This window comes from Janthinobacterium lividum (genome assembly GCF_011601275.1).
GTDB classification, from domain to species: Bacteria; Pseudomonadota; Gammaproteobacteria; order Burkholderiales; family Burkholderiaceae_D; genus Janthinobacterium; species Janthinobacterium lividum_E.
This window is the reverse complement of record NZ_JAAOLY010000008.1, coordinates 1-22,271: the sequence shown is the minus strand read 5'-3', so window position 1 is coordinate 22,271 and position 22,271 is coordinate 1. Positions and strand designations below refer to the sequence as shown.

The following is a 22,271-nucleotide window of genomic DNA, read 5'->3' as shown; positions in this document are numbered from 1 at the left end:
TGCAATTCCATTCTTAGTTTAAATTAATTCAATCAGCGGCGTGAATAATTGCCAGGAAATCCGCCGCCTTCAATGCTGCCCCACCGATCAGACCGCCATCGATATCCGGCATCGCCATCAATTCTTTTGCGTTCTCCGGCTTCATGCTGCCGCCGTACAGGATCTGTACGCCGGCCGCTGCTACCGCATTCTTTGCCGCCAGCTGGCCGCGCAATACCTGATGCACGTCCTGCGCCATTTGCGGCGTGGCCGTCTTGCCCGTGCCGATGGCCCAGACCGGCTCGTAGGCCAGCACCAGTTTCGCCACGTCGTCGGCGGAAATCGCCGCCAGCACAGCGCCCAGCTGCTGCGCCACGACGGCGTCGGTCTGGCCCGCTTCGCGCTGCGCCAGCGTCTCGCCGATGCAGACGATAGGCGTGATGCCCGCCGCCAGCGCGGCAACCGTCTTGGCGGCCACTTGCGCATCGCTCTCGCCATGGTAGGCGCGGCGCTCGGAGTGCCCGATCACCACATAGCCGCAGCCGAAATCCTGCAGCATGGCGACCGAGATTTCTCCCGTGTAGGCGCCGCTGGCATGCGCGGACACATCCTGCGCACCCCAGCCGAGAGCCGTGCCTGCCAATTGCGCCTGGCACTGCGCCAGATACGGCGCAGGCACACAGACGGCGCTGGCGGCGCCAGAGGCAGCCAGGCCAGCAACTATTTCAGACAATAACACCGCGTTCGAGGTGCGACTGCCGTTCATTTTCCAATTTCCGACGACGAGTTTGCGACGCATAGTAGCCTAAATTCTAATAACCCGTCATTCTAACTCCGGCACCGATGCCGGTCAAACAGGCAGTGCCCCGTTTCAAACAACTTGCAACATGATCTTGCCCACATGCGTGCTCGCCTCCATCAAGGCATGCGCCTCGTTGGCCTTTTCCAATGGGAAGGTTTTATAGATCACGGGCTTGATCTTGCCCGCCTCGATCAGCGGCCAGACGGTCGTGCGCAGGCGATTCGCGATGGCCGCCTTGAAGGCGACCGAACGGGGACGCAAGGTGGAACCCGTCACCGTCAAGCGACGGCGCAGCAAGGTGCCCAGGTCCAGCTCCGCCCTGGTGCCGCCCTGCACGGCGATCAGGCCGATGCGCCCGTCGTCGGCCAGGCAATCGATTTCGCGCGGCAAGTAGTCGCCGCCCACCATGTCGAGGATGACGTCGACGCCCTTGCCGCCGGTTAGCTCCTTGACGACGGCAACGAAATCTTCCGTGCGGTAATTGATGCCACGTTCGGCGCCCAGCGCTTCGCAGGCGCGTGCCTTCTCGTCGCTGCCGGCCGTGGCGAACACGCGGTGACCCAGCGCGGCCGCCAATTGAATGGCCGTCACGCCGATGCCGGACGTGCCGCCCTGCACCAGTAACGTTTCACCATCGGCCAGCGCGCAGCGGTCGAAGACATTACTCCAGACGGTAAAGAAGTTTTCCGGCAGGGACGCGCCTTCCAGCGCCGTCAAGCCTTGCGGCAAGGGCAGGCACTGGCCGGCGGGCGCCGCGCAGTATTCGGCATAGCCGCCGCCCTGCACCAGCGCGCAGACCAGGTCACCCTTGCTGAATTCAGTATTGGAAAAATCGCCATCGACGATTTCGCCCGCCACTTCCAGGCCCGGCAGGTCGGATGCGCCGGCTGGCGGCGCATACTTGCCCAGGCGCTGCAGCACGTCGGGGCGGTTGATGCCGGCCGCGTGCACCTTGATCAGCAATTCGCCTGCCTTGAAGGCGGGAACGGGACGCTCGGCGATCTGCAAGACGTCGGCGGGACCTGGCTGGCTGATAGCAACTGCACGCATGGCGGGACTCTTTCAAGGGAAAACGGCGATTGTACGCCAAGCCGCCCACCCTTGCAGGGAGCCTCCCGCCCTAGGCACCGCCCGTCTTCGACTGGCGCGGCAGCGGCGTGCCCGGCTTCCATTTCGCCGACAGGGCCTGCCCTTCCTCGACTTGCTCGTGCGTCATCTTGCGCACCACGGCGGCGCGCTGGTCGGCCGCATTCGCGTTGCCGTTCGCGGCCGCCAGATTCCACAGCATGTAGGCGATGACGTTATCCTGCTGCACGCCGCCCATGTGATAGCGGTACATCAGGCCCAGCACCTGCTGCGCCTCGGCGTGGTTCTGCTCGGCCGCCTTGCGGAACCAGCCCACGGCCTGCTTGTGATCTTGCAGCACGGCATTGCCCGTGTAATACATGGCGCCCACCACATACTGGGCGTCGGCCTTGCCCTGGTCGGCCGCCTTGCGATGCCAGAACATGGCTTGCTTGTAATCCTGCGGCAAGCCCCGTCCCATGTAATACATCAAGCCCAGCAAGTGCTGGGCATCAGCGTTGCCGGTCTTGGCCAGTGGCAGGATTTCCTTGTAGGCCAGCGCGTAATTCTTGTTGTTGTAGGCGCTGGCGCCTTCGAGGAAGCCAGCCCGCGCGGGTAGCTGTATCGTCAACAGCATGAGTAATGTAATGATCAGTTTTTTCATCGGAATGGGATGTGGTCTGACTACTTATTCTTGTTCTGCCAATAAAGCCTGCGGCAGGATGCTTTTACTTCCAGCTGACTTTACCCAGGCCCTCGACGCTGACATCGCGGTTGGCCGGCTTGCCGTACACCACCACCGAACCGAGTCCGCTCAGGTTCAGCTTGGCATTCGTATGGGCATTCACCGTGGCATTGCCCAGGCCGCTCAGTTCCAGGTTGACGGCATCGACTTCGAACTGCTGCGCATTCAGGCTGCCCAGGCCGCCCAGGCTCGCTTTCAGGATGCGCCCGCGTCCGCCCAGCACCACGGAACCGGCGCCCTGCAAGTCCAGTTCCGCACGCTCATTATTGCCTATCCAGATCTGCATGCTGCCCACGCCGCCCAGGCTGGCATTGAGCTTGCGGTAGTCGCCCACCAGCTTGATGCTGCCCGCCCCTTCCAGCGACAGGGTCAGTTCCTCGCCCTTGAAACCCGTAATGTCCGTGCTGCCAAAACCTTCCGAACTCAGCTCGCGCAAGTTCGGCAGGACCAGGTCGGCGCGGATCGACGAAGGGCCGAGCTTGAAGCCGCGCACTTCCGTTTCGATGTGCAGGGTATCGCCGCTTTGCGCCGTGCTGACATCGGCGATGTAGCGCTTGTCGGCCGTGATGCTCAGCGAAGCCACGTTGCCCTGGCGAATACGCACTTCCATCACGCCATCGAGCTTGACACGCACCACGCGGGCGTCGACGTTGCGCATTTCCAGCAAGCGGGTCTCCGCGGCTACGCCGCGCACCAGGCCCAACGTCGCCAGGAACAGCAGCGCCAATTGCAGTATCTTTTTCATGTAGTGCATCCTCGGTATCTTGTTTTTATGTGTCGCGGCACCCTCGTGGGGCTTGCGCGCATTGCCATTGACCAACACTGTAGCAGCGCCGAAAACGGCTGACAATCGGGCTGACAATCAATCAGGCGAAACGGGCTTTTTCGGCGGTGCTCAGGCGCTTGGCCTTGACGACCACCACTTGCATGGCAGCCTTGTCCACTGGCGCGGCCAGGGTGGTCGTGGAACTGGCCACTTGCAGGGCCGGAGCGGCCGGGGCGATGGCGTAGCAGCTGACGCCAAACAGGATGGCGGCGGCAACGGCAATGACTTCCATGTTTTTAGCGACGTTCATGTTGTTCTCCTCGGGTGTCTGGCAGTGGGCTTGCGGTATGGTGTCACTATAGCCATACCGCCCCCGGCAGGCACGCCGATTGCGACGAACTGCATTTTTGGCAGGCTGGCCTGACAAAAACGCGGATGAACGTGCAGATCGCTACGCGCCTCCTTAAAACTCTTCCCACTCGTCGGCGCCGGACTTGGCCGCCTTGACGGGCTTGCTCGGCGACAGCGCGCGGGCTGGCGCACGCTGTGCAAGAGAGGCTGGCTTGGCCTTGAGGCGCGTCACGGGTGCGTGTGCCGCGGCAGGACCGGCATCGCCCAGGCGGAACATGCCGACGGCTTGCGCCAGGTCCACGGCCTGCTCCTGCAAGCTTTCCGCGGCAGCGGCCGCCTGCTCGACGAGGGCCGCGTTTTGCTGCGTCATGGTATCCATGTGCGTGACGGCCGTATTGATCTCGCCGATGCCGGCGCTCTGTTCGCGGCTGGCCACCGTGATCTCGCTCATGATGGTCGTCAATTGCTGTACCGACGCCACCACCTGGTCCATGGTCTGGCCTGCTTCATTGACGAGGCGGCCGCCCGCATCGACCTTCTCGACCGAGTCGCCGATCAATTCCTTGATTTCCTTCGCCGCACCGGCGGAGCGTTGCGCCAGATTGCGCACTTCCGACGCCACCACGGCAAAGCCCCTGCCCTGCTCGCCCGCGCGCGCCGCCTCGACGGCCGCGTTCAAGGCCAGGATATTCGTCTGGAAAGCGATGCCATCGATCACGCCGATGATGTCGACGATCTTGCGCGAGCTTTCCTGGATGCCGGCCATGGTGCCCACCACTTGCTGCACCACGCGGCCGCCCTTGGCCGCCACTTCCGAGGCGGACACGGCCAGCTCATTGGCTGCATGTGCGTTTTCCGCATTCTGCTTGACGGTCGACGTCAGCTCATCCATCGAGCTGGCTGTTTCTTCCAGCGCGCCCGCCTGCGCTTCCGTGCGCGAAGACAGGTCGGCATTACCGGCGGCAATATCGGCCGATTCGCTGCGCACCAGCGTGCTGATGCTGCGGATCTGCACCAGCACGGTGGCGATCTTTTCGACGAACAAGTTGAATGCCTTGGCGATCTGCGCCAGCTCGTCCGTTCCTTCCGCGTCGAGGCGGCTGGTCAGGTCGCCGTCGCCCGTGGCGATCGCTTCCATCGCATCGCGCACCAGACCCAGGCGGCGCAAGGCGCGCGCCACCAGCACGCTCAATACCGTGGCGGCCAGGGCCAGCACCAGCAAGGCCGTCAAGGCCGAGGCGCGCAGCATGGAGCTCAATGCTTGCGTCGCTTCCGCCCGGTCGAGCACGGTCGCCAGCAACCAGTCGCTGCCCGGTACTTTGCTTACATGCAAGATGCCGTTACGGTCGCCGAGGCGAATGGCGGCACCATCGCCGCTCTTTTCGATATCGGCCAGCGCCTGCGCGCTCAGGCCGGGGTCCAGTTCGGCCAGCGGTTTCAGGGTCAGCTTGTCGTCAGGGTGGGCGATGATCTTGCCGCCGCCATCGACGAGGAAGGCGTAGCTCGATGCGGTCGGCTTGATCGAGGCGACGTTTTGCACCACCGCATCCATCATCACGTCGGCCGCCATCACGCCCGTCACGCTGCCCTTGCCGCCCAGCGGCTCGGCAAACGTCACCACCAGCTTGCCCGTGCTGGCGCCGATATACGGTGCCGTGATGATGGGGCCGCCCACTTCGGACGCCAGCTTGTACCAGGGCCGCGCCGTGGGATCGTAGTCGGCGGCGCGCTTGCGCTCCTGCGAAAAGACGGCGTGCTTGTCGGCAAAGCCGATATACGCCATGTCGAAGGTGCCCGCCTGCTCGGCCGCCTTGAGGGCCGGCAGCGGATCGGCCGCCGTGGCGCCCTGCTTGAGCGAGCCCACGACGGCTTGCTTGGAACGCAGCCATTCGGCGATGGCCTGCGCGTGGCTGTGCGACAACTGCAGCATCTGCGTGTCGAGCGCGGCCAGGGTGCTGGACCGCGTCGTGAAGAAATTGGCGATGGCGACGGCCAGCATGGCCAGCACGACGATGGAAACGGCGATGGCGATCAGCCGCGCCTTAAGGGAGGACAACATGGTGCATCCAATAAAAAAGAGGAAATCGGGAGGGATGCACCATGGTCGGGGAATAAGATTTTGTCGTCAAGCAATACCGACAGTCAATTACCCATAAACAACAATTGATACCATATATTAATCATATCTCGCCGCGCAGCTTGCGCAGGGCCGGCGAGTCGCCGCCCGTCGCTTCGATGCGGAAGCGGGCAAATGCCTGCTCCAGCTCGGGATAGCGGCGCAGACCGCCTTCATTAAAGTAGCGCCCGCCAGGAATATCGCCCCACGGCAGCGGTGCGGTCAAGCCCCCACTGCCCGCCAGGGCCAGCAGCGGCTCGAGCGCGCTGCGGAGGTCGGCCACCTCCCCGTCGGCGGGCGCCAGACGGGTCAGCACTTGTTCCAGTTCGGCGGCACGGGCTTGCAAGCTCTGTTGATCCATCATCGCTCCTCAATTCTTGATCGTGCCGATCAGCACGGGGGCCGACCACAGGCTGCGATTGGGTAATAGATATTGTTGCGCCCCGCCCTTGCGCCGCACCAGCCCGCCCAGCTCTTCCGTCGGCGCCACCTGGCTGACGAACACGTTGACGGCGCCCTTGGGCATGATCTGATACACATCATACAGCGGCGCCTCGCTCTTCAAGGGCAAACCGAAACAGTCTGCCAGGGTGGCGCAGCGGCTGGATGCCAGCTGCAATTGCGCGCTGGTGGTGAAATATGGCGAGTACGGCGACACGTTCTGGCCATGCGGCACGATTTTGACCAGCCCGGCCGACATGGCTTGCAAATCGGGCAAGGTGCTGCCGGAAGCGAGCTGCTCTACCGCCCGCGCATAAATCGTCTCGGCCGGGGCAGCGGGATCGGCGGCGCGCAGTTCGCGCAGGAATTGCTGTCCTGGCCCACTATCGAGATAGGGATCGATGGCTGCGCGCTGCAAGCCCGCCGTCTTGAAAGTGCTGAGGTCATTGATTTCGCGCGCATGCACGGCGCGCAAGGCGTCGAGGTCTTGCGCCGGCATGGCCGCGGACGCGGCGGCGATGGGGATGGGTAGCGGCACCGGCGTGGGCGCGTTGTCCAGCTGCGCCCACGCCGGTGCGACGACAAGCAAAAAGGCGGCGGCCAGCCCGCGGAATGTGCGCATGCTGCATCTCCTTGGAAGACTTGTTCAGGGGAAGATCCCTTTTCGAATCTACAAGGCGCGGCAGCGGCCGATACGCGCTGGATCAAGGCCGGCGCACACGTCGGCACACACTTTCGACGCAACGCAAACGCGGCGCAAAAAAAACCGCCAGGGCTTGCGCGCTGGCGGTTTTGATCATGCGGCCGAGGCCGCATTCAGGCGAACCTGAAGGAAATTAAGCGGCTGGCGCTTCGTTGCCTTCAGCAGCTTTCATCGACAGTTTCAAACGGCCGCGGTCGTCCGTTTCCAGAACTTTTACACGCACCAGCTGGCCTTCTTTCAGATAGTCGGCCACGGCGTTGACGCGCTCGTTGGCGATCTGCGAGATGTGCAGCAAGCCGTCTTTGCCTGGCATGACCTGCACGATGGCGCCGAAGTCCAGCAGTTTCAGCACGGTGCCTTCGTAGGTCTTGCCCACTTCGACGGAAGCGGTCAGTTCTTCGATGCGGCGCTTGGCTTCCTGGCCGGCAGCAGCGTCAACGGAAGCGATGGTGACCACGCCTTCGTCGCTGATGTCGATCTGGGTGCCCGTCTCTTCGGTCAACGCGCGAATCACGGCGCCGCCCTTGCCGATCACGTCACGGATTTTTTCCGGGTTGATCTTGATGGTGATCAGACGCGGTGCGAAATCGGACAGTTCGGTTTTGACGTGCGGCATGGCTTTTTGCATCTCGCCCAGGATGTGCTCGCGGCCTTCCTTGGCTTGCGCCAGTGCCACTTGCATGATTTCCTTGGTGATGCCCATGATCTTGATGTCCATCTGCAGCGCCGTGATACCGTTGCGGGTACCGGCTACCTTGAAGTCCATGTCGCCCAGGTGATCTTCGTCGCCCAGGATGTCGGACAGCACGGCAAACTTGCCGCCTTCCTTGATCAGGCCCATGGCGATACCTGCCACGTGTTCTTTCATCGGCACGCCGGCATCCATCAGCGCCAGGCAGCCGCCGCAGACGGAAGCCATCGACGAGGAACCGTTCGATTCCGTGATTTCCGATACCAGACGCACCGAGTAGCTGAACTCTTCAGCTGCTGGCAGGGCTGCGATCAGCGCGCGCTTGGCCAGGCGGCCGTGGCCGATTTCGCGGCGTTTCGGCGTACCGACACGGCCCGTTTCGCCGGTGGCGAACGGAGGCATGTTGTAATGCAGCATGAACGAATCGGTGAACTCGCCCATCAGCGCATCGATCTTCTGGCTGTCGCGGGCGGTGCCCAAAGTTGCCACGACCAGCGCTTGCGTTTCGCCGCGCGTGAACAGGGCCGAACCGTGGGTGCGTGGCAGCACGCTGGTGCGGATCGAGATCGGACGCACGGTGCGCGTATCGCGGCCGTCGATGCGTGGCTCGCCGTCCAGGATTTGCGTACGCACGATTTTCGCTTCGATGTCGAACAGGATGTTGTTCACTTCTGCGCTGTCGATAGCCGCGCCGCCAGCAGCAGCCGCTTCAGCCGACAGGTCGGCGATCACTTCCGACGTCGCCGCTTTCAGCTTGGCCGTACGCTCTTGCTTGTCCTTGGTTTGATACGCGTCATTGATCTTGGCGTTGGCGAAATGCGCAACGCGGGCGATCAGTGCTTCGTTTTTCGGCGCAGGCGCCCATTCCACTTCCGGCTTGCCGCCGTCACGCACCAGGTCGTGAATCGCGTCGATGACGACTTTCATCTGGTCGTGCCCAAAGACCACAGCGCCCAGCATGATTTCTTCGGACAGCTGTTTCGCTTCCGATTCGACCATCAGCACGGCCGTTTCGGTACCAGCGACAACCAGGTCCATTTCCGACGTTTTCAGTTGCTGGACGGTCGGGTTCAGGATGTACTGGCCATTGGCGTAACCGACGCGCGCGGCGCCGATAGGACCGTTGAAAGGCACGCCCGATACGCACAGGGCAGCCGATGCGCCGATCATGGCGGCGATGTCCGGATCGATTTCAGGGTTGACCGACAGTACGTGAATGATGACTTGCACTTCATTCAGGTAGCCTTCCGGGAACAGCGGACGGATAGGACGGTCGATCAGGCGGGATGTCAGTGTTTCTTTTTCGGAAGGACGGCCTTCGCGCTTGAAAAAACCGCCCGGGATTTTACCGGCAGCATAGGTTTTCTCGACATAATCAACCGTCAAAGGGAAGAAATCCTGGCCTGGCTTGGCATCTTTGCGTGCCACCACCGTTGCCAGAACGACGGTATCTTCGATCGACACCAGCACTGCGCCGGATGCCTGACGTGCGATTTCGCCGGTTTCCAGGGTCACTTGATGTTGACCGTACTGGAAGGTTTTCGTAACTTTGTTAAACATGGGGTATCCCTTTTCTAATTGCCGACAGATTTTCAGGGGCTGTCGTTCACCTCACCACAGGCGGCGGAAACACTGTTGCCGCCTTTACTACTTTACTTTTAAAACATGATATCGGTAGAGAATACTGTACTTCTCGACAAAAATCCGGAATTCAAATGACAAAATGCCCGCGTCAGCGAACTGGCGCAGGCATTTCTGTATAAACCTTGTACGGCAAAAATTACTTGCGCAGACCAAGTTTAGCGATCAGGTCGCGATAACGGGTAGCGTCTTTAGCCTTCAGGTAGGACAACAGGCTCTTACGACGGTTGACCATCATGATCAGGCCGCGGCGGGAGTGGTGATCTTTCGAGTGGGCTTTGAAGTGGCCGTTCAGTTCGTTGATGCGAGCTGTCAGCAGTGCAACTTGCACTTCAGGGGAGCCGGTGTCGTTTTGACCACGTGCGTTGTCCGCGATGATAGCGGCTTTGTTGATGTTTTCTACTGTCATGATAAACCTTTCACATGCGGTGCACAGAGTCTGAACCCTATCCACCGTGAACTACGATTATTAAAATACTGGCCTATGCTTCCAACCAGACGCGCAAGTATATCGGAAAAACGCCCGCCTGTATCCTGCCGTGCGGCCTTTTCTCGGCGCATGATAGGATTTTCCTGCATTTCAGGAGGTCAAACATGAAAAAGCTGCTCAAATTAGCAACACCGCTGCTGTTTGCCGCGCTGGCCGGCTGCGCCAGCTGGAACGTCCCGCCGCCACAGCCGGGCGAGCCGCGCGCCGCCGTGGAAGCGCGCCTGGGCCGGCCCACCAATATCTACCAGCTGCCCACTGGCGCCGAACTCGAATACGCGACGGGGCCGTACGGCCAGTACACATATATGGCCCGCTTCGGCCCCGACGACAGGTTAATTTCCTACGAGCAAGTGCTCGACACGCCGGGCTTTGCCCGCATCAAGGTCGGCGTGTCGACCCAGCAAGACGTGCTGCACACCTTGGGCCGCCCGACGGAAAAATCCTACCTGCCGCTGCCCAAGCTCTACGTCTGGTCGTACCGCTACAAGGAATCGGGTGTGTGGGATTCCATGATGCACGTGCACTTCGACCACGACGGCATCGTGCGCATGATGATGAACGGGCCCGATCCGGACAAGGAAGAGCGGCGGTTTTTCTGGTGACGAGCGTCTTGCACTAAGACTAGCACCACCCCAAATGCAAATTCTGGGGTCAGACCCGGCGGATCTGACCCCGGCTTATGGCTGAGGGTCGATACGCTCGTCCTTGGCGTGTAATTTGTTCAAGGCAGACAAATACGCCTTGGCCGACGCGACGATGATGTCCGGGTCGGCGCCCACGCCATTGACGATGCGCCCGTCGCGCGACAATCGCATCGTCACTTCGCCCTGCGACTGCGTGCCCGTGCTGATGGCATTGACGGAGAACAGGACCAGCTCGGCGCCGCTGGCAGCCGCGCTTTCAATGGCGTTGACGGTGGCGTCGACGGGGCCGTCGCCCTGCCCTTCGCAGCTGCGCTGTTCGCCGCCGACGAGAAACTCCACGCGCGCATGGGGCACGGCGCCCGTCGTCGACTGCTGCATCAGAGAAATGAAACGGTAGTGCTCACTCTCCTGCGCCTGCTGCTCCTCGCTCACGAGGGCCATGATGTCTTCATCGAAAATCTCGGATTTCCGGTCGGCCAATTCCTTGAAGCGCAGGAAGGCCGCGTTGACTTCCACCTCGGATTCCAGAGAAATACCCAGCTCCTGCAGCCGCTGCTTGAAGGCATTGCGCCCCGACAGTTTTCCCAGGACGATCTTGTTGGCCGTCCAGCCCACGTCTTCGGCACGCATGATTTCATACGTCTCGCGCGCCTTTAAAATGCCATCCTGGTGGATGCCGGACGCATGCGCAAAGGCGTTCGCGCCGACGACGGCCTTGTTCGGCTGCACGGCAAAGCCCGTGATCTGCGACACCATCTTTGACGCGGCCACGATCTGCGTCGTGTCAATGCCCACCGTCAGATTGTAGTAGGCGGCGCGCGTGCGCAGCGCCATCACCACTTCTTCCAGCGCCGTGTTGCCGGCCCGCTCGCCCAGGCCATTGACAGTACACTCGATCTGCCGCGCGCCACCGATCATGACGCCGGCCAGCGAATTGGCGACAGCCAGGCCCAGGTCGTTATGGCAATGGACGGACCAGATGGCTTTATCGGAGTTCGGGATGCGTTCGCGCAAGCGCTTGATGGTCGCGCCGAAGATTTCGGGCACGGCGTAGCCGACCGTGTCGGGGAAATTGATGGTGGTGGCGCCTTCGGCGATCACGCCCTCCAGTACGCGGCACAGGAAATCTTCGTCGGAGCGGCTGCCGTCTTCGGGGCTGAATTCGATATCGTCCGTGAACTGGCGCGCAAAGCGCACGGCGTTTTGCGCCTGCGTCAGCACTTGCTCGGGCGCCATGCGCAGCTTCATCTGCATGTGCAGGGGCGACGTGGCGATGAAAGTGTGGATGCGCTTGCGCTCGGCAGGCGCCAAGGCTTCGGCGGCGCGGGCAATGTCGCGGTCGTTGGCGCGCGACAGCGAGCAGATGGTGGACTCGCGCACGGCGCCGGCAATCGCCCGTATCGACTCGAAGTCGCCCTGCGAGGCGGCGGCGAAGCCCGCCTCGATCACGTCGACCTTCATGCGTTCGAGTTGCTTGGCGATGCGCAGCTTTTCCTCGCGCGTCATGGAGGCGCCCGGCGATTGCTCGCCGTCGCGCAAGGTGGTGTCAAAAATGATGAGTCGGTTGCTGGTGTTCATGGCTGCTCCTGGCTGGCTGAAGACTGGCGACGCTACCGACTCGCCGCATTAATGCTCGGGGTCGGTCTGGATGATGCTGACGGGCTTGCCCTTCGCCATGCGCCAGAAAAACACGGCGTAGCCGGACAGGCCATACACGACGAAAATCGGGAACAGCACCTTCGGCGGATCGATGGAAATGAGCGCAAAGAACAATGCCAGCAGGAATACCACGATGAAGGGCACGGACTTGCGGAAATTCACATCCTTGAAGCTGTAGAACGGCACGTTGGTGACCATCGTCAGGCCGGAAAACAGGGCGATCGTCCACGACACCCAGGCCAGCTGGTTGCCGGCAAATTCCAGGTCGTTCATGAGCAGGATGAAGCCGGCCACCATGGCCGCCGCCGCCGGGCTGGGCAAGCCCTGGAAGAAGCGCTTGTCGACCACGGCGATATTCGTGTTGAAGCGGGCCAGGCGCAAGGCGGCGCCGGCGCAATACACGAAGGCGGCCAGCCAGCCCAGTTTGCCCATGCCGCGCAGCGACCATTCGTAGATCACCAGCGCCGGCGCGGCGCCAAACGACACCATGTCGGACAGGCTGTCGTACTGGGCGCCGAATTCGCTCTGCGTATTCGTCAGGCGGGCGATGCGGCCATCGAGGCCATCGAGGATCATGGCGATGAAGATGGCCCAGGCCGCGTGTTCGAATTTCTGGTTCATGGCCATGACGATGGCGTAGAAGCCGCAAAACAGGGCTGCCGTCGTGAAGGCATTCGGCAACAGATAGATGCCGCGGCGGCGCAAGGTTTTCTTGCCAGTGCCATCGGTCACCGGCTGGCGCACGAATTTGCTGAAGCGGGACGCTTTGGAGACTGCGGGGGTGCCGTTCTTGCCTCTACGACGGGGGAAGTTTGCCATGTTGTTCCATATCTTGTGTACTGCGGGGGAATCGGTGCCAGATGGCAGGCGCATGACTGTCACGGCATGCGCCTGCCGATGTTGTCATTATAGAGGAGCCACCGCCAAAGAAAAGCGCGGCGGCGTCAAGCTGACAATATTGATCCCTGTTCAAGCCTTATTTGAACTTGACCTTGGCTACCAGACCCATGTTCAGGGTCGTTTCGCCTGGCTCGAAGCTCGGTTCGGCCACCTGGTTGCCGCCATAGCCCATGGAGTCGGCGCTCATGCTGGCGCGCGCGCCGGCCACGTTGGCGCGCTGCGCATAGTTGCCCGAGCCTTCAAAATCGATGGTGTCGATCACGGCGTCATTGACATTGCGGCCCATGGCGCCGGCGATGGCGGCCACGCGCTCGTTGAGGTTCTTGTAGGCGGCGGCGATGCGCTGGTCGTCGAGCTTGCGGATGGTGGCGGGCGCCAGGCCGAAGTTCAGGCGGTTCAGGGTCAGCACGCCTTGCGCAGCCGACACGGTTTTCGGCAAGGCGGCCAGATTCGTCGTCGTTACCTGCAGATATTGGCCCACTCGCCAGCCAGTCGGCACTCTGGGCTTGGCGGCGACACCCGGCGGCAATGGCGCCGTTTCCGGGTACACGGCATACGTGTAGTAACCCTGGGTCTTCAGTACGGCTTGCGGATCGGCTTTCTTGACGATGGCCGCGCTCTGGTTCATCTTCTGGTTCACGCGCGAGGCGGCGGCGGCCCTGTCCTTGTCCTGCTCTTCGACGGCCAGGGTGACGGTCACCTGGTCGTTCGCATGCACCACTTCGCCGTTGGCGGGCACCACCACGAGGGTGCCGGAGGTGGGCAGGGCCTGGGCTTGTGCGCCCAGGGCAACGGTAGCGGCGGCGGCAGCCAGCAGTGATTTCATGACGGTCATGGTGTTCTCCTGGAAAATATGGGGCAAAAACGACCATGGGGCCAACAGCCCCATGATTTTTAAAACAGTCTAACGCGGAAATATTTCTACTTTGACAATCCTACTTGAACTTGACCTTGCCGACGACACGCATATCGAGCGTCGTTTCGCCCGGCTCAAAGCTCGGTTCGGCGACGGTACTGTCTTCGCTCATCTTGGCGCTGCGCATCATCATCGGTGCGGCGGCGGGACGGTTTTCCGTGGTGTAATTGCCCGAACCTTCGAAGTCCACCGTATCGAGCACGGCGTCGGAAACGTTGCGGCCCATGGCCTTGGCGATGGCGGCCACGCGCTCGTTCAGGTTTTTATAGGTGGCGGCGATGCGCTGGTCATCCAGCAAACGGATGGTTTCCGGCTTCAGGCCGAAATTCAAGCCGTTCAGGGTCAGCACGCCTTGCGCCGCCGACACGGTTTTGGGCAGGGACGCCAGGTTGGCCGTCGTCACTTCCAGGTACTGACCGACACGCCAGGCCGTTGGCAAACGCGGCTTGGCAACGGCGCCAGCCGGCAATGGGCGCTCTTCCGGATACACGGGATAGGTGTAGTAGCCATACGATTTCAGCGCTGCCGACGGATCGGCCTGCTTGACGATGGCGATGCCCTTGTTCATCTTCTGGTTGACACGCGACGCGGCCGCGGCTTTGTCCTTGTCCTGTTCTTCGACGGCCAGGGTAGCGACCACCTGGTCATTGACATGCTTGACTTCGCCAAACGCGGGGACGACCACCAGGGTGCCGGAAGTGGGCAGGGATTGAGCTTGTGCGCTCAGGGCAACGGTGGCTGCGGCGGCAACAAGGACGGATTTCATCACGGTCATGGGGTACTCCTAGGTAGTTAATGTGGCTGACAGCCAGCGAAGGGGGCAGTTTTGTCACCCCTTTCGCTTGAGAAACTTGTCAAACTGTGTAGATTCTAACGCCTCATTCATTCCCGTGGCGCAAATTAACAAATCGTCACAAAATGCGCTTGCCAGTCACATCTGCTCACATTTCAATACACTGTCATCATAAATAACAATGTTATTAGTGGCCTACGACTGCGCCACCGCTGCGCCGGCCCGGCTTGAAACTGTGGCGGTGGGCGCACCAGGCGATGCTCAACGCCACCAGCAGCAAGGCCAGCATGGCCCATGGGAACGATGTCGCGCCATAGCCGTCGAGCAGCATGCCGCCCGCCAGGCCGCCACCCGCGATGGCCACGTTCCAGATGGTCGCCACCATGGCTTGCGCCACGTCCATGCCGTCACCGGCCGCGTCCGCCGACGCCGTCTGCAGCAAGGTGCCGGCACCGCCAAAGGTGATGCCCCAGATGGCCATGCTGACATAGATCACGATGGGGGAGTCCATCGCCAACCCCAGCGCCACCATCACGAGGGCCAAGGCGGCGATGCAGCCCAGCACCAACGGGCGCAGCCAGCGGTCGATCAGCTGGCTGACCAGCCAGATGCCGGCCAGGGAGCCCACGCCATACACGAGCAGCACCAGGTCGACGCGGGGGCGCAAGCCGGACGGCGCCAGGAATGGCGCGATGTAGGTATACAGAATGTTATGCGCCAGCATCCAGGCGACGATGACGGCCAGAATCGGCCGCACGCCCGGCGTCATGAATACCTGGCGGATCGACAGGCGCTCGCCATTCTTTTGCCCCGGATAATCGGGCACGACCAGCAGCACCCACGCGACCAATACCACGGCCAGGCCCGACATGATGCCGAAGATGCTGCGCCAGCCCAGCACGCCGCCCATCAGGGTGCCCAGCGGCACGCCCAAGGACAGGGCCAGCGGCGTGCCGATCATGGCAATGGCCATCGCCCTGCCCTGCTGCTCCACGCTCACCATGCGGCGCGCATAGCCGGCCATCAAACCCCAGGCCAGCCCGGCGGCCATGCCCGTGACGAAGCGCGAGGCCAGAGCGACAATATAATTGGGCGACAGGGCCGTCGCCGTATTGAAGATCAAAAAGCCGATGATGGCCAGCAGCAAGACATTGCGCCGGCGCCAGCCGCTCGTCAGCGCCGTCAGGGGAATCGCCGTCAGGATGGAGCCGATGGCGTAGACGGTTACCAGCTGGCCCGTCATGACTTCGGAAATATTCAGGTCACGGGCAATCTGCGGCAGCAAGCCTGCCGGCAAGGTTTCCGACAGGAGGGCGAGAAACGCCGTCATGGCCAGGGCCAGCAAGGCCAGGACGGGAAGGCGTTCGGAAATGGAAGATTCGGCAGTGCCCGGCATGGGTACTGTGGCGGTAGTGCGGTCGGTCATAGGGGTCCTTCTGGTTGCGCAAGCAGCTGGTAAACCAGCGCCTGGCGTGCTACGAAAGCGGTGATGCGCGTTGCGGTCGGCAGATACCGAAACAGATGCAGTCAAGTATGAAACTGCAAAGGAAGGGCGGGATTATATAGGAATATAAAAAGACAGGAGGCGGGCGAAAAACGTGCGAACGAAAGCAGCCGTGCTCAAGCTGGCGTCATGCAGGCATCATTGGCCGCCTTGCGTGGCGAAAACCAGGCATTCGATTTCGGACTGTACAGGAAGGCGCAGATGACGGCGAACGTGAGCGCGCCAGGCAAAACGTTCATCTTGAGCGGCAAGGTCGCCAGACAGAACGCAATATCGAGCACGCCCCACGCCAGATACACGGTGCGCGCGCCACGCCGCCTTTGCAGCATGGCCAGCGCCGCCACCAGGTTAATGCCCATGCTAAACATCAAAATCGCGTATTGCACCTCGGCGGGAATCACGCTGTACCCCATTCCCGCCAGCATGGCGGGATCGTTGCGACCGAGGTAGGACGACACCAGCGCTGACAGCGAGCCGAGGACCAGGAACCAGCAGCTGATGGTCACCAGGAAGGGGCGCTTGACCACATGAAGATTCCCGACAAAAACTTTAGAAAAAACAAGCATGGTGCGCACGGTATTGTTGAATGGACCTGATTGTAACGGATGTTGCCTGCCAAACGATGCGCATAAAAAAAGCCGGCTTGCGCCGGCTTCTTGTGATGCACTACAACTGCTTAGTTCTTCGACTGGTCAACCATCTTGTTCTTGGCGATCCAAGGCATCATGGCGCGCAGTTTCGCGCCCACTTCTTCGATCTGGTGCTCGGACGTCAAACGGCGGCGCGAGATCAGGGTCGGTGCGCCAGCCTTGTTTTCCAGGATGAAGCTCTTCGCGTATTCGCCCGTTTGAATGTCTTTCAGGCATTGACGCATTGCATCCTTGGTGGCCGAGGTCACGACTTTAGGACCGGTCACATATTCGCCGTATTCGGCGTTGTTCGAGATCGAGTAGTTCATGTTGGCGATGCCGCCTTCATAGATCAGGTCGACGATCAGCTTCAGTTCGTGCAAGCATTCGAAGTACGCCATTTCAGGCGCGTAGCCCGCTTCTGTCAGGGTTTCGAAGCCGGCCTTGATCAGTTCCACGGCACCGCCGCACAGCACGGCCTGTTCGCCGAACAAGTCCGTTTCGGTTTCTTCACGGAAGTTCGTTTCGATGATGCCGGCACGGCCGCCGCCGTTGGCCGAGGCGTACGACAGGGCGATATCGCGGGCAATGCCCGATTTGTCCTGGTACACGGCGATCAGGTGGGGCACGCCACCACCCTGGGTGTAGGTGGCGCGCACGGTGTGGCCCGGGGCTTTCGGCGCGACCATGATCACGTCCAGGTCGGCGCGTGGCACGACTTGGCCATAATGCACGTTGAAGCCGTGGGCGAAGGCCAGCACGGCGCCTTGCTTGGCGAACGGCGCGATGTTTTCGTTGTAGACCTGGGCGATGTTTTCATCTGGCAGCAAGATCATGATGACGTCGGCCGCTTTCACGGCGTCGTTGACTTCCGCCACTTTCAGGCCGGCTTGCTCAACCTTGGTCCACGAAGCGCCGCCCTTGCGCAGGCCGACGGTGACGTTGACGCCCGAATCGTTCAGGTTTTGCGCGTGTGCATGGCCTTGCGAACCGTAGCCGATGATGGCAACGTTTTTACCTTTGATCAAGGAGAGGTCAGCGTCTTTGTCGTAAAAAACTTTCATGGTATTTCCTATATATTTGATGATGCGTTGTTGTTTTAAATGCGGCGCCAGGGCCGCGTAGTGCTGCTTATATTTTTATACCTTGAGGATGCGTTCGCCGCGGCCGATGCCGGAACCACCCGTGCGGACGGTTTCCAGAATGGCGGCGCGGTCGATCGAATCGATGAACGCGTCGAGCTTGACCTTGTTACCGGTCAGTTCGATCGTGTACGTCTTTTCGGTGACATCGATGATGCGGCCACGGAAGATATCGGCGGTGCGCTTCATTTCCTCGCGTTCCTTGCCCACGGCCCGAACCTTGATCAGCATCAACTCGCGTTCGATATGCTGGCCTTCGGTCAGGTCCACCACCTTGACTACCTCGATGAGGCGATTCAAGTGCTTGGTGATCTGCTCGATGATGTCGTCCGAACCGCTGGTGACGATGGTCATGCGCGACAGGGTCGAGTCTTCCGTCGGCGCCACCGTCAATGTTTCGATGTTGTAGCCGCGTGCCGAGAACAGGCCCACCACGCGCGACAGGGCGCCCGCTTCGTTTTCCAGCAAGACAGAAATAATATGGCGCATGATTAGAGGTCCTCCGAACCGAGCATCATTTCGGACAGGCCCTTGCCGGCTTTCACCATTGGCCACACGTTTTCGGACTGGTCGGTAATGAAGTTCATGAATACCAGCCTGTCTTTCATGCCAAACGCCTCTTTCAGGGCGCCGTCGACGTCGCCCGGTTTTTCAATTTTCATGCCCACGTGGCCATACGCTTCGGCCAGCTTCTCGAAGTCGGGCAGCGAATCCATGTACGACTCGGAATAGCGCGAACCGTAATCGATTTCCTGCCACTGGCGCACCATGCCGAGGAAACGGTTGTTGAGCATGATGATCTTCGGCGTCAGGTGGTACTGCTTGCACGTGGCGAGTTCCTGGATGCACATCTGGATCGAGCCTTCGCCCGTGATGCAGGCAACGGTGGCGTCCGGATTGGCCATCTGCACGCCCATGGCGTACGGCAAGCCGACACCCATGGTGCCCAGGCCGCCCGAATTGATCCAGCGGCGCGGCTTGTCGAAGCCATAATATTGTGCCGCCCACATCTGGTGCTGACCCACGTCGGACGTGATGAAGGCGTCGCCCTTGGTGATCTGGAACACCTTTTCCACCACCGATTGCGGCTTGATCACCAGGTCGGAGGTCGGATATTTCAGGCATTCGCGGCCACGCCATTCGGCGATCTGCTTCCACCAGTTGCTCAAGGCATTGACGTTCGGCTTGGCTTCGGCCGCGTCGAGTTGCGCGAGGAACTCGATCAGCACGTCCTTGACGTTGCCGACGATGGGAATATCGACCTTGACGCGCTTGGAAATCGACGATGGATCGATATCCACATGGATGATCTTGCGCGGATGCGAGGCGAAATGTTTCGGGTTGCCGATCACGCGGTCATCGAAACGGGCGCCGATGGCGATCAGGACGTCGCAGTTCTGCATCGCCATGTTCGCTTCATAGGTGCCGTGCATGCCGGGCATGCCGACATACTGCTCGCTCGAGGCGCGGTAGCCGCCCAGGCCCATCAAGGTGTTGGTGCAAGGGAAACCCAGGCGGTCGACCAGCTTGTTCAGCTCGGGAGCCGCATGCGCGAGGATGACGCCGCCGCCCGTGTAGATCATCGGGCGTTCGGCTTGCAGCAACAGCTGCACGGCCTTGCGGATCTGGCCCGAGTGGCCCTTGTCGACGGGACGGTAGGAACGCATCTCGACTTCCTTCGGATAGTCGAAGTTGCATTTGTGCATGCTGATATCCTTGGGGATATCGACCAGCACGGGTCCCGGACGACCGGTACGGGCGATGAAGAAGGCTTTCTTGATCGTCGCTGCCAGGTCCTTGACGTCCTTGACGAGGAAGTTGTGCTTGACGACGGGGCGCGTGATGCCGACCGTGTCGCATTCCTGGAACGCATCCTGTCCGATGGCGTGGCTCGGCACCTGGCCGGAAATCACGACCATGGGAATCGAGTCCATGTACGCGGTCGACAGGCCCGTGACGGCATTCGTGACGCCCGGACCGGACGTGACGATGGCGACACCGACCTTGTTCGAGCTGCGCGAATAGGCATCGGCGGCGTGGATCGCGGCCTGCTCGTGGCGTACCAGGATATGCTGGAATTTGTTTTGCTGGAAGATGGCGTCGTAGATGTAGAGTACGGCTCCGCCCGGATATCCAAAGACGTGCTCGACGCCCTCTTCAGCCAGACAGCGCACGACAATTTCTGCGCCCGTGATCGGTCCTGTTGTGGAACCTGTTGCAGGTCCCTTTGCTTCGGTATTCATGAAACATTCCTTTCAAGGTCCATTGGAGATTGATCGGATGTTCTTTCCTGACGAAGTTCGCCGTGCGCGACAGTGCTCCTGCTTCCCTTTTCATGCGGTCACGACATTTCTTTGGGCACCCATAGATACCTTACAAAACAACGCTTAACGCAACTCGTTTGGCCGGAGTTTCTGTGGCGCCTGTACGAACCGCTCGCGCTTGTGGCGCGGGTTAGAACAAACTGCCTACAAATGAAAGCGCGTCTTGCCGCGGATGGCCTTGTGTGCCGGTCGCGACCTGACCATAGGGCTTTGGGGTGTTCAAAGCGTCCCATACGTTATCGCGTTGCACCATTATGGTCAAGGAAAATGTCGGCCGAAAGGCCATTTCGCCCGCACGTCGTGCAAAAACCCTGCGGAAACGCACATTTTTTGCTAGCATGCACGGGGTTGCAAAAAGCATACCCGCCCCCATTTCGCCCACCGCACCCCGCAGCCGCTAAGATCCCCATACCGCATGGCAACAGACAAAGAATTATCCGACTTTCTAGAAAATGTCGAGCGGCGCGCTTTTAAGCAGGCCGCCTACGCGGTCCGCAAGGAAGAATCGGCACTCGACATCGTGCAGGACGCCATGATCAAGCTGGCCGAGAAATACGGCGACAAGCCGGCCGCCGAGCTGCCGATGTTGTTCCAGCGCATCTTGCAGAACACCATACTCGACTATTTCCGCCGCGAAAAAGTTCGCAACACCTGGGTCAGCCTATTTTCCGGCATGAAGCCCTCGGGCGACGAGCATGAAGATTTTGATATACTTGATACTTATGAATCGGAACAGGGCTCGAGTGCCGCCGAATCGTCGGCCGACCAGGTCGAACGCGCGCAAATCCTTGATTTGATTGATGCAGAGGTACAAAAACTGCCCTCACGTCAACGCGAAGCCTTCCTCATGCGTTATTGGCAGGACATGGATGTGGCTGAAACAGCGGAAGCGATGGGTTGCTCCGAAGGTAGCGTGAAAACACATTGCTCTAGAGCTACCCACACGCTCGCCGAATCGCTGAAAGCCAAGGGAATTAAATTATGAACACCGACGATCTCAATTTCGCTTATAAAGTGCGCCATGCACTGAACGAAAAACTCGACGACCTGCCCGCATCGGCCACCGATCGCCTGGCAGCGGCACGCAAGCTGGCCCTGTCGCGCAAGAAGGCGGACGCGCCCGCCGCCGTCGCCGTGCGCAAGGACGTCTTCGCCGGCATCGCCAGCAGCCTGTTTGTCGAACCGCTGTCGTGGCTGGGCCGCATGAGCGTCGTCATCCCCCTGCTGCTGCTGGTCGGCGGCCTGGTGGGCATCTATCAGTTTGAGCAGGAACAACATATTGCCGAACTGGCAGAAATCGACGCCGCCGTGCTGTCGGACGAATTGCCGCTCTCCGCCTATATGGACCATGGCTTCAACGCCTACCTGACGAAACGCGAGCAATAAATGGCACGCACGAGCGTACGCAAAGGCTGGCTGGCTGGCGGCATCGGCCTGGGTGCTTGCGCCCTGGCGGGCGCCGCCTGGGTAGGCGCGCAGCAACATGCCGCGCCGCCCCCTCCTCCCGTGGCGGCCGCGCCCGTGGTGGCGCCGGCCCCGGCCGTCAAGCCCGGCTCGCCCCGCACGGCAGGCAAGGGCGGCACGCCGAAGGCTGGCGAGAATCCATCGTGGAACAAGCTGTCGCGCGCGCAGCAGGAAGCCCTGCAGCCGCTGGCGGGCGAATGGAACAAGCTGGAACCGCTGCGCAAGCAGAAATGGCTCGATATCGCCAGCCGTTTTGCTTCGATGACGCCGGACGAACAAACCCGCGTACATGACCGCATGCGCGAATGGATCAAGCTGACGCCGGAACAACGCCGCCTCGTGCGCGAAAACTATACGCGCACGAAGAAGATTGATCCGGGTCAAAAAACCGCGCAATGGGAGCAATACCAGCAATTGCCGGAAGATCAAAAGAAAAAGCTGGCGACGGAACTCGTGCCGAAAAAACCGCTGGGCAAGGTGCCCGCGATCAATTCCAACACTGTCTC

At 61.0% G+C, this 22,271-nt stretch carries 23 protein-coding genes; 4 read left to right on the top strand and 19 right to left on the bottom strand.

The features are described from left to right. Positions 1 to 28: 28 nt before the first annotated feature. The 10 genes from tpiA to rpsO form a co-directional block, all read right to left on the bottom strand. Positions 29 to 778: a triose-phosphate isomerase gene (tpiA, locus tag GYK42_RS13615; RefSeq protein WP_166447948.1), complete on the bottom strand. Its 750-nt coding sequence runs from the start codon at positions 776 to 778 to the stop codon at positions 29 to 31. 72 nt (positions 779 to 850) lie between these two features. Next, entirely contained in the window at positions 851 to 1,831 is a 981-nt protein-coding gene (locus GYK42_RS13610) for an NAD(P)H-quinone oxidoreductase (protein WP_166447947.1), read from the bottom strand. A 70-nt stretch (positions 1,832 to 1,901) separates the two neighbouring features. Then, a complete protein-coding gene (locus GYK42_RS13605) occupies positions 1,902 to 2,510 on the bottom strand; it encodes a tetratricopeptide repeat protein (RefSeq protein WP_166447946.1) in 609 nt (202 codons plus the stop codon). A 64-nt stretch (positions 2,511 to 2,574) separates the two neighbouring features. Beyond that, positions 2,575 to 3,336 carry a GIN domain-containing protein gene (locus GYK42_RS13600; RefSeq protein ID WP_046684565.1) on the bottom strand — a complete coding sequence of 254 codons (762 nt, stop codon included), beginning with the start codon at positions 3,334 to 3,336 and terminating at the stop codon, positions 2,575 to 2,577. Positions 3,337 to 3,457: 121 nt separating this feature from the next. Next, positions 3,458 to 3,667, bottom strand: a complete 210-nt coding sequence (locus GYK42_RS13595) for a hypothetical protein (protein WP_166447945.1) — start codon at positions 3,665 to 3,667, stop codon at positions 3,458 to 3,460. A gap of 153 nt (positions 3,668 to 3,820) precedes the next feature. Beyond that, positions 3,821 to 5,767, bottom strand: a complete 1,947-nt coding sequence (locus tag GYK42_RS13590; RefSeq protein ID WP_166447944.1) for a methyl-accepting chemotaxis protein — start codon at positions 5,765 to 5,767, stop codon at positions 3,821 to 3,823. Positions 5,768 to 5,888: 121 nt separating this feature from the next. Further along, entirely contained in the window at positions 5,889 to 6,185 is a 297-nt protein-coding gene (locus GYK42_RS13585) for a hypothetical protein (protein ID WP_166447943.1), read from the bottom strand. A gap of 9 nt (positions 6,186 to 6,194) precedes the next feature. Beyond that, positions 6,195 to 6,887, bottom strand: a complete 693-nt coding sequence (locus GYK42_RS13580) for a hypothetical protein (RefSeq protein ID WP_166447942.1) — start codon at positions 6,885 to 6,887, stop codon at positions 6,195 to 6,197. A 214-nt stretch (positions 6,888 to 7,101) separates the two neighbouring features. Then, entirely contained in the window at positions 7,102 to 9,219 is a 2,118-nt protein-coding gene (gene pnp, locus GYK42_RS13575; RefSeq protein ID WP_166447941.1) for a polyribonucleotide nucleotidyltransferase, read from the bottom strand. Between the two features lie 220 nt (positions 9,220 to 9,439). Then, a complete protein-coding gene (rpsO, locus tag GYK42_RS13570; protein WP_010399743.1) occupies positions 9,440 to 9,709 on the bottom strand; it encodes a 30S ribosomal protein S15 in 270 nt (89 codons plus the stop codon). Between the two features lie 185 nt (positions 9,710 to 9,894). Between rpsO and bamE the strand changes: the two genes are divergently transcribed. Next, positions 9,895 to 10,392, top strand: coding sequence for an outer membrane protein assembly factor BamE domain-containing protein (gene bamE, locus GYK42_RS13565; RefSeq protein ID WP_166447940.1), 498 nt, complete (start codon positions 9,895 to 9,897; stop codon positions 10,390 to 10,392). A gap of 75 nt (positions 10,393 to 10,467) precedes the next feature. On the opposite strand, the gene GYK42_RS13560 is transcribed toward bamE, so the two are convergent. From GYK42_RS13560 to GYK42_RS13520, 9 genes are all read right to left on the bottom strand, one after another. Then, positions 10,468 to 12,012 carry a 2-isopropylmalate synthase gene (locus GYK42_RS13560; RefSeq protein ID WP_166447939.1) on the bottom strand — a complete coding sequence of 515 codons (1,545 nt, stop codon included), beginning with the start codon at positions 12,010 to 12,012 and terminating at the stop codon, positions 10,468 to 10,470. Positions 12,013 to 12,060: 48 nt separating this feature from the next. Next, positions 12,061 to 12,912 (bottom strand): CDP-diacylglycerol--serine O-phosphatidyltransferase, encoded by an 852-nt coding sequence (pssA, locus tag GYK42_RS13555; protein WP_070288765.1) that lies wholly within the window; start codon positions 12,910 to 12,912, stop codon positions 12,061 to 12,063. Positions 12,913 to 13,069: 157 nt separating this feature from the next. After that, entirely contained in the window at positions 13,070 to 13,828 is a 759-nt protein-coding gene (locus GYK42_RS13550) for an SIMPL domain-containing protein (RefSeq protein WP_166447938.1), read from the bottom strand. Between the two features lie 100 nt (positions 13,829 to 13,928). After that, the gene (locus GYK42_RS13545; protein ID WP_166447937.1) at positions 13,929 to 14,684 is read right to left on the bottom strand and encodes an SIMPL domain-containing protein; all 756 of its coding nucleotides are present in this window, start codon (positions 14,682 to 14,684) and stop codon (positions 13,929 to 13,931) included. A 205-nt stretch (positions 14,685 to 14,889) separates the two neighbouring features. Beyond that, the gene (locus GYK42_RS13540) at positions 14,890 to 16,128 is read right to left on the bottom strand and encodes an MFS transporter (RefSeq protein ID WP_166447936.1); all 1,239 of its coding nucleotides are present in this window, start codon (positions 16,126 to 16,128) and stop codon (positions 14,890 to 14,892) included. 194 nt (positions 16,129 to 16,322) lie between these two features. Further along, positions 16,323 to 16,733, bottom strand: coding sequence for a hypothetical protein (locus tag GYK42_RS13535; protein ID WP_166447935.1), 411 nt, complete (start codon positions 16,731 to 16,733; stop codon positions 16,323 to 16,325). 149 nt (positions 16,734 to 16,882) lie between these two features. Continuing rightward, the gene (gene ilvC, locus GYK42_RS13530) at positions 16,883 to 17,899 is read right to left on the bottom strand and encodes a ketol-acid reductoisomerase (RefSeq protein WP_034750044.1); all 1,017 of its coding nucleotides are present in this window, start codon (positions 17,897 to 17,899) and stop codon (positions 16,883 to 16,885) included. Positions 17,900 to 17,974: 75 nt separating this feature from the next. Then, complete coding sequence (gene ilvN / locus GYK42_RS13525) at positions 17,975 to 18,466, bottom strand: acetolactate synthase small subunit (protein ID WP_010399754.1); 492 nt, start codon at positions 18,464 to 18,466, stop codon at positions 17,975 to 17,977. Positions 18,467 to 18,468: 2 nt separating this feature from the next. Next, complete coding sequence (locus tag GYK42_RS13520; protein WP_082127698.1) at positions 18,469 to 20,220, bottom strand: acetolactate synthase 3 catalytic subunit; 1,752 nt, start codon at positions 20,218 to 20,220, stop codon at positions 18,469 to 18,471. Positions 20,221 to 20,716: 496 nt separating this feature from the next. On the opposite strand from GYK42_RS13520, the gene GYK42_RS13515 reads away from it, so the two are divergent. The 3 genes from GYK42_RS13515 to GYK42_RS13505 form a co-directional block, all read left to right on the top strand. Next, entirely contained in the window at positions 20,717 to 21,286 is a 570-nt protein-coding gene (locus GYK42_RS13515) for an RNA polymerase sigma factor (RefSeq protein WP_034779551.1), read from the top strand. Continuing rightward, entirely contained in the window at positions 21,283 to 21,687 is a 405-nt protein-coding gene (locus GYK42_RS13510) for a DUF3619 family protein (RefSeq protein ID WP_046683840.1), read from the top strand. The genes GYK42_RS13515 and GYK42_RS13510 overlap by 4 nt, the downstream gene beginning before the upstream one ends. Beyond that, the coding region (locus GYK42_RS13505; protein ID WP_166447934.1) for a DUF3106 domain-containing protein at positions 21,688 to 22,271 on the top strand (584 nt) is incomplete at its 3' end.

Excerpts from the sequence above, each read along its gene's own strand:
- tpiA (WP_166447948.1), bottom strand. The coding sequence starts at position 778 with ATGCGTCGCAAACTCGTCGTCGGAAATTGGAAAATGAACGGCAGTCGC.
- GYK42_RS13550 (WP_166447938.1), bottom strand. The coding sequence starts at position 13,828 with ATGACCGTCATGAAATCACTGCTGGCTGCCGCCGCCGCTACCGTTGCC.
- GYK42_RS13560 (WP_166447939.1), bottom strand. The coding sequence starts at position 12,012 with ATGAACACCAGCAACCGACTCATCATTTTTGACACCACCTTGCGCGAC.
- GYK42_RS13600 (WP_046684565.1), bottom strand. The coding sequence starts at position 3,336 with ATGAAAAAGATACTGCAATTGGCGCTGCTGTTCCTGGCGACGTTGGGC.
- GYK42_RS13520 (WP_082127698.1), bottom strand. The coding sequence starts at position 20,220 with ATGAATACCGAAGCAAAGGGACCTGCAACAGGTTCCACAACAGGACCG.
- ilvN (WP_010399754.1), bottom strand. The coding sequence starts at position 18,466 with ATGCGCCATATTATTTCTGTCTTGCTGGAAAACGAAGCGGGCGCCCTG.
- GYK42_RS13605 (WP_166447946.1), bottom strand. The coding sequence starts at position 2,510 with ATGAAAAAACTGATCATTACATTACTCATGCTGTTGACGATACAGCTA.
- GYK42_RS13610 (WP_166447947.1), bottom strand. The coding sequence starts at position 1,831 with ATGCGTGCAGTTGCTATCAGCCAGCCAGGTCCCGCCGACGTCTTGCAG.
- pnp (WP_166447941.1), bottom strand. The coding sequence starts at position 9,219 with ATGTTTAACAAAGTTACGAAAACCTTCCAGTACGGTCAACATCAAGTG.
- GYK42_RS13585 (WP_166447943.1), bottom strand. The coding sequence starts at position 6,185 with ATGGATCAACAGAGCTTGCAAGCCCGTGCCGCCGAACTGGAACAAGTG.
- GYK42_RS13590 (WP_166447944.1), bottom strand. The coding sequence starts at position 5,767 with ATGTTGTCCTCCCTTAAGGCGCGGCTGATCGCCATCGCCGTTTCCATC.
- pssA (WP_070288765.1), bottom strand. The coding sequence starts at position 12,912 with ATGGCAAACTTCCCCCGTCGTAGAGGCAAGAACGGCACCCCCGCAGTC.
- GYK42_RS13510 (WP_046683840.1), top strand. The coding sequence starts at position 21,283 with ATGAACACCGACGATCTCAATTTCGCTTATAAAGTGCGCCATGCACTG.
- GYK42_RS13580 (WP_166447942.1), bottom strand. The coding sequence starts at position 6,887 with ATGCGCACATTCCGCGGGCTGGCCGCCGCCTTTTTGCTTGTCGTCGCA.
- GYK42_RS13545 (WP_166447937.1), bottom strand. The coding sequence starts at position 14,684 with ATGACCGTGATGAAATCCGTCCTTGTTGCCGCCGCAGCCACCGTTGCC.
- bamE (WP_166447940.1), top strand. The coding sequence starts at position 9,895 with ATGAAAAAGCTGCTCAAATTAGCAACACCGCTGCTGTTTGCCGCGCTG.
- GYK42_RS13540 (WP_166447936.1), bottom strand. The coding sequence starts at position 16,128 with ATGACCGACCGCACTACCGCCACAGTACCCATGCCGGGCACTGCCGAA.
- GYK42_RS13515 (WP_034779551.1), top strand. The coding sequence starts at position 20,717 with ATGGCAACAGACAAAGAATTATCCGACTTTCTAGAAAATGTCGAGCGG.
- GYK42_RS13595 (WP_166447945.1), bottom strand. The coding sequence starts at position 3,667 with ATGAACGTCGCTAAAAACATGGAAGTCATTGCCGTTGCCGCCGCCATC.
- rpsO (WP_010399743.1), bottom strand. The coding sequence starts at position 9,709 with ATGACAGTAGAAAACATCAACAAAGCCGCTATCATCGCGGACAACGCA.
- ilvC (WP_034750044.1), bottom strand. The coding sequence starts at position 17,899 with ATGAAAGTTTTTTACGACAAAGACGCTGACCTCTCCTTGATCAAAGGT.